Source organism: Flavisolibacter nicotianae, from assembly GCF_003628535.1.
Classification (GTDB): Bacteria; Bacteroidota; Bacteroidia; order Chitinophagales; family Chitinophagaceae; genus Flavisolibacter; species Flavisolibacter nicotianae.
In genome coordinates this window covers 1-5,993 of sequence record NZ_RBCI01000027.1, presented here as the reverse complement: position 1 = coordinate 5,993, position 5,993 = coordinate 1, and the positions used below count along the sequence as shown (strand labels likewise).

The 5,993-nt window shown below is 48.8% G+C and carries 1 protein-coding gene, 2 tRNA genes and 3 rRNA genes; all 6 read right to left on the bottom strand.

Going from position 1 to position 5,993, the window contains the following annotated elements; all coding sequences use genetic code 11:
• Positions 1-44: 44 nt before the first annotated feature.
• A 5S ribosomal RNA gene (gene rrf / locus D6024_RS25925) occupies positions 45-156 on the bottom strand.
• Between the two features lie 76 nt (positions 157-232).
• A 23S ribosomal RNA gene (locus D6024_RS25920) occupies positions 233-3,117 on the bottom strand.
• 264 nt (positions 3,118-3,381) lie between these two features.
• Positions 3,382-3,455: transfer RNA gene (locus D6024_RS25915), tRNA-Ala, on the bottom strand.
• A gap of 23 nt (positions 3,456-3,478) precedes the next feature.
• Positions 3,479-3,553 (bottom strand) — tRNA-Ile (locus tag D6024_RS25910).
• Between the two features lie 152 nt (positions 3,554-3,705).
• Positions 3,706-5,234: ribosomal RNA gene (locus tag D6024_RS25905) — 16S ribosomal RNA — on the bottom strand.
• The 16S, 23S and 5S rRNA genes sit together here with 2 tRNA genes alongside, the layout of an rRNA operon.
• Before the next feature lie 517 nt (positions 5,235-5,751).
• The coding region (locus D6024_RS27090; RefSeq protein WP_205573378.1) for a hypothetical protein at positions 5,752-5,993 on the bottom strand (242 nt) is incomplete at its 5' end.

Sequence of the window (5,993 nt, the reverse complement as noted above, 5' to 3'; positions counted from 1 at the left end):
GCATAAAAAAAGCCTTTCATTTCTGAAAGGCTTTTTTTTAATAAATATGGCAGTTACCTACTCTCCCGCATTGTGGTGCAGTACCATCGGCCATGAGGGGCTTAACTTCTCTGTTCGGAATGGGAAGAGGTGAACACCCTCGGCAAAACCACCATAAGAAGGTTTGCTATGGAGCAATGCGATTAACATATTGGAAAGAAAAGAGGTTAGAGGAAAGAGGCTAGTAAAAATAAAATTAAAGCGTACGAGCAATTAGTACGACTCGGCTTTGCTGTTACCAGCTTTACACCTGTCGCCTATCAACGTCATCGTCTTTGACGGCTCTTAAAAGTCAACTCATCTTGAGGAAGGTTTCACGCTTAGATGCTTTCAGCGTTTATCCTGTCCGTACATAGCTACTCTGCATTGCACCTGGCGGCACAACAGATACACCAGCGGTACGTGCGACCCGGTCCTCTCGTACTAAGGTCACGTCCTCTCAATTGACTTGCGCCCACCACAGATAGGGACCGAACTGTCTTGCGACGTTCTGAACCCAGTTCACGTGCCACTTTAATCGGCGAACAGCCGAACCCTTGGGACCTTCTCCAGCCCCAGGATGTGACGAACCGACATCGAGGTGCCAAACCTCCCCGTCGATATGAGCTCTTGGGGGAGATCAGCCTGTTATCCCCGGAGTACCTTTTATCCTTTGAGCGATGGCCCTTCCATGCAGAACCACCGGATCACTTCAGCCGGCTTTCGCCCCTGCTCGACTTGTCTGTCTCACAGTCAAGCTCCCTTATACTGATGCGCTCTTCGTACGATTACCAACCGTACTGAGGGAACCTTTGCAAGCCTCCGTTACTTTTTAGGAGGCGACCACCCCAGTCAAACTACCCACCATGCACTGTTTCCCTTTTGGGGATTAGACTCTAAACAAACGAAGGTTGGTATTTCAACGTTGACTCCATGACCCCTGGCGAGGCCACTTCACAGTCTCCCAACTATCCTACACATCGGTTGTTCAAAATCAATGCAAAGTTGTAGTGAAGGTTCACGGGGTCTTTCCGTCCCGTGGCGGGTAACCGGCATCTTCACCGATACTACAATTTCACCGGGCTCGTGGAGGAGACAGTGTTCAACTCATTAGACCATTCGTGCAGGTCGGAACTTACCCGACAAGGAATTTCGCTACCTTAGGACCGTTATAGTTACGGCCGCCGTTTACTGGGGCTTCAGTCAGGAGCTTTGGAGTTACCTCCGAACACCCTTCCTTAACCTTCCAGCACCGGGCAGGTATCAGGCTCTATACGTCATCTTTCGATTTTGCAGGGCCCTGTGTTTTTGTTAAACAGTTGGTTGAACCATTTTACTGTGACCGCATTGCTGCGGTACGCTTTATCCCGAAGTTACAGCGTCAATTTGCCTAGTTCCTTCTCCACGGCTCACCCGAGCGCCTTAGAATATTCATCCCGTCTACCTGTGTCGGTTTGCGGTACTGGCAGCATTGGCCTAGCCTTAGAGGTTTTTCTCGGCAGCTTTTAGGTTCACTCACCTTGGCCGAAGCCTCAGTGTACTTTCGTACTTCGCCTTTCTCTACGGATTTGCCTATAAAGAAACTAGCTACATACTTAATCGCACTATTCCGTAAGTGCGAGGAACTTTCAATACTGCGTTACCCCATCGAAACCAATGCTGGTGCTAGAATATTAACTAGCTTTCCATCAGCTACCCCTTTCGGGTTCACCTAAGGACCAGACTAACCCTGATCCGATTAACGTTGATCAGGAACCCTTAGACTTACGGCGAAGGAGTTTTTCACTCCTTTTATCGTTACTTATACCTACATTTTCTTTTGAAACCGCTCCAGCAATGGTCGCCCATCACCTTCGACGCAGGTTTCAATGCTCCCCTACCGAACACCACTCAAAGTGGCGTCATAAAGCTTCGGTTCACAGTTTGATGCCCGATTATTTTCCGTGCAGGGTCTCTCGACCAGTGAGCTGTTACGCACTCTTTAAATGAATGGCTGCTTCCAAGCCAACATCCTGGCTGTTATAGAAACCCCACCTCGTTTGATCAACTTAACTGTGTATTAGGGACCTTAGCTGTTATTCTGGGTTATTTCCCTCTCGGCCACGGACCTTAGCGCCCGCAGCCTCACTGCCGCAGATATTTATGAGCATTCGGAGTTTGTCAGGGTTTGGTAGGCGGTGAAGCCCCCTAGCCCAATCAGTAGCTCTACCTCTCATAAACTTCTAAAATGCGACGCTGTTCCTAAAAACATTTCGGGGAGAACGAGCTATCTCTCAGTTTGATTGGCCTTTCACCCCTATCCACAGCTCATCGCAAGACTTTTCAACGTCAACGCGTTCGGCCCTCCAGTGTGTGTTACCACACCTTCAGCCTGGCCATGGATAGATCACAAAGTTTCGCGTCTGCCCCCACAGACTAAATCGCCCTATTTGGACTCGCTTTCGCTACGGCTCCGTTAGTTAAGAACTTAACCTCGCCTGTGAGGAGCAACTCGTAGGTTCATTATGCAAAAGGCACGCCGTCACTGCATTGCTGCAGCTCCGACCGCTTGTAGGCGCACGGTTTCAGGTACTATTTCACTCCCTTGTTTAGGGTGCTTTTCACCTTTCCCTTACGGTACTGGTTCACTATCGGTCTCTGAGGAGTATTTAGCCTTACCAGATGGTGCTGGCAGATTCAAGCAGGATTTCTCCGGTCCCGCCCTACTCAGGATACCGCTCGTCCCCTTCTCTTTACGCTTACGCGACTTTCACGCTCTATGGTCTAATTTTCCAAAAAGTTCAGCTTGAAGAAGGTTTCTAAATGCGGTCCTACAACCCTCAAGCGGCACGCCGCTCAAGTTTAGGCTGTTCCCTGTTCGCTCGCCACTACTTAGGGAATCATTGTTTATTTTCTTTTCCTCCCGGTACTTAGATGTTTCAGTTCTCGGGGTTGGCTCTCCTTTCGGAGTGACTGGTCTTCAACCAGCCGGGTTGTCCCATTCGGAAATCTGCGGATGTAACGATTGTGTGCATCTCCCCGCAGCTTATCGCAGCTTACCACGTCCTTCATCGCCTCTCAGAGCCAAGGCATCCACCATGCGCCCTTAGTTGCTTTAAAAAATTTGAAATTGTATTTGTTACCCGACCACTAAGATTTCAGACCAACCAAAAACTTGGTGATTGAAAAAATATGTGATCGATACTAGACTCTTTCGTCTAACAACTTTTCTATTGATTTTCCAATATGTCAAAGAACTTTGAAGCAGGAGCTTCCGGCCAGCGGCCATCGGCGGTTAGCTTCTCTCTGTTGATGTTCGGGTTGCGAACCCCAGACCAATACCCTTCGTATTGTCACCATCATCATGTTTGAAAGAACTGTTTGTGGAGGATATCGGAGTCGAACCGATGACCCCTAGCTTGCAAAGCTAGTGCTCTAGCCAGCTGAGCTAATCCCCCGGGTAAGCTATTGGCTTAATCAGTAGACCCGAGCAGATTTGAACTGCTGACCCCTACATTATCAGTGTAGTGCTCTAACCAGGCTGAGCTACGGATCTGTCTTTTGCTCTCTTCCCTCAAAGGGGCTCCAGAGCAAGTTCCTTCACCTCATTCCCACCCTTTGGGTCATTAGAGCGACTATTTGAAAGATCTTGAAAGAACAATGAAAGTTTTTGGAAACAACAGCTTAGGTAAGTATGCTAAGCTCTAAAAAGGAGGTATTCCAGCCGCACCTTCCGATACGGCTACCTTGTTACGACTTAGCCCCAGTTACTAGTTTTACCCTAGGCGGCTCCTTGCGGTTACCGACTTTAGGTACACCCAGCTTCCATGGCTTGACGGGCGGTGTGTGCAAGGTCCGGGAACGTATTCACCGTATCATTGCTGATATACGATTACTAGCGATTCCAGCTTCACGCAGTCGAGTTGCAGACTGCGATCTGAACTGAGAGGCGTTTTTTGGGATTGGCTCCTTATCGCTAAGTGGCAGCCCTTTGTACGCCCCATTGTAGCACGTGTGTAGCCCTGGGCATAAAGGCCATGATGACTTGACATCATCCCCTCCTTCCTCGCGTCTTACGACGGCAGTTTCAGTAGAGTTCCCAGCGTTACCTGATGGCAACTACTGATGGGGGTTGCGCTCGTTGCGGGACTTAACCCAACACCTCACGGCACGAGCTGACGACAGCCATGCAGCACCTTACTGGTTGTGTATTGCTACAAAGTGAGCTTTCACCCACGGTCAACCAGCATTCTAGCCCAGGTAAGGTTCCTCGCGTATCATCGAATTAAACCACATGCTCCACCGCTTGTGCGGACCCCCGCCAATTCCTTTGAGTTTCAACCTTGCGGTCGTACTTCCCAGGTGGGATACTTAATGCTTTCGCTCAGACACACACAGTGTATCGCGTATGTCGAGTATCCATCGTTTAGGGCGTGGACTACCAGGGTATCTAATCCTGTTTGATCCCCACGCTTTCGTGCCTCAGAGTCAATCTTCGTGTAGCGAGCTGCCTTCGCAATTGGTGTTCTATGTCATATCTAAGCATTTCACCGCTACATGACATATTCCGCTCACCTCCACGGGATTCAAGACAGAGAGTATCAACGGCAGTTTCCGAGTTAAGCCCGGAGATTTCACCACTGACTTCCCTGCCCTCCTACGCACCCTTTAAACCCAGTGAATCCGGATAACGCTTGCACCCTCCGTATTACCGCGGCTGCTGGCACGGAGTTAGCCGGTGCTTATTCCTCTGGTACCGTCAATCCCGTTAGAAAACGAGGGTTTCGTCCCAGATAAAAGAAGTTTACAATCCAGAGGACCTTCATCCTTCACGCGGCATGGCTGGTTCAGACTTGCGTCCATTGACCAATATTCCTTACTGCTGCCTCCCGTAGGAGTCGGGCCCGTGTCTCAGTGCCCGTGTGACTGGTCGTGCTCTCACACCAGTTACTGATCGCAGGCTTGGTGGGCCGTTACCCCGCCAACTACCTAATCAGGCGCACGCCCATCCAAAACCGCCGGAGCTATACTCATAAAGCGATGCCGCTTCACGAGGTTACGAGGTATTAATCCACCTTTCGGTGGGCTATCCCCCAGTTTTGGGTAGGTTGCGTACGTGTTCCGCACCCGTTTGCCGGTCGCCGCCCATGTATTGCTACACTGCGCTGCCCCTCGACTTGCATGTATTAAGCCTGCCGCTAGCGTTCATCCTGAGCCAGGATCAAACTCTCCATTGTAAATGAGTTTTGATACTGACTATTAAATTCTCATAAAGAAAAATTAACGAGTCAATTTCGAATTTTATTCGCTTGACTTACCTAGATTTTACTCATCAAGAGTAAAGTTGCTGTTGCTTCCAAACTTTCAAAGAACTTTGAGCACCGGTAAACCTTCGTTTACCCACTCTTTTGCCAGTGACAAGGCTGCGAACCTTTAGACCCGAAGTCTCACTTTTTTTGCCGTGTGAAGAACTTGTTTTGTGTACCCGTTTTTCGATTGGGAGTGCAAAGTTAAGCGCTTTTTTATTCCCTCCAAATTTATTTTTCCGATTGACACCACTTTAACAAGTGACAGAAAAACTTTTTTTGCACCTATTCGAACCGGGTAAAAGAACTGCGCTACTTTCGTTTTTAGCGGGCTGCAAAGATACACACTTCAAACCATTCACACCAAATCTTTTCTGCCGTTTCCGTGTTTTTTTTCCGGAAGATGACCACCTGGTTTTTCCCTTTCTCCTCTGCTGCAACCCTTCGTTCAAAAAGCGGTGGCAAAGATAAGTAAGCCGCTGATTACCAACCAAATAAATCTTTGTCTCAGGTTGCTAATCTTTTGTGAAGAACCAACCCCTTCCACCACCACCCACCTCCCGTTTTTTAAAAGAGCGGTCGCAAAGATAAGCACCCCCAACCTCCCACCCAAATCCTTCCAAAAATAAATCCCCAATTCCCCGTGAAACACAGTCCCCACCCAACTAAAAAATTCTGTACAAATACTCG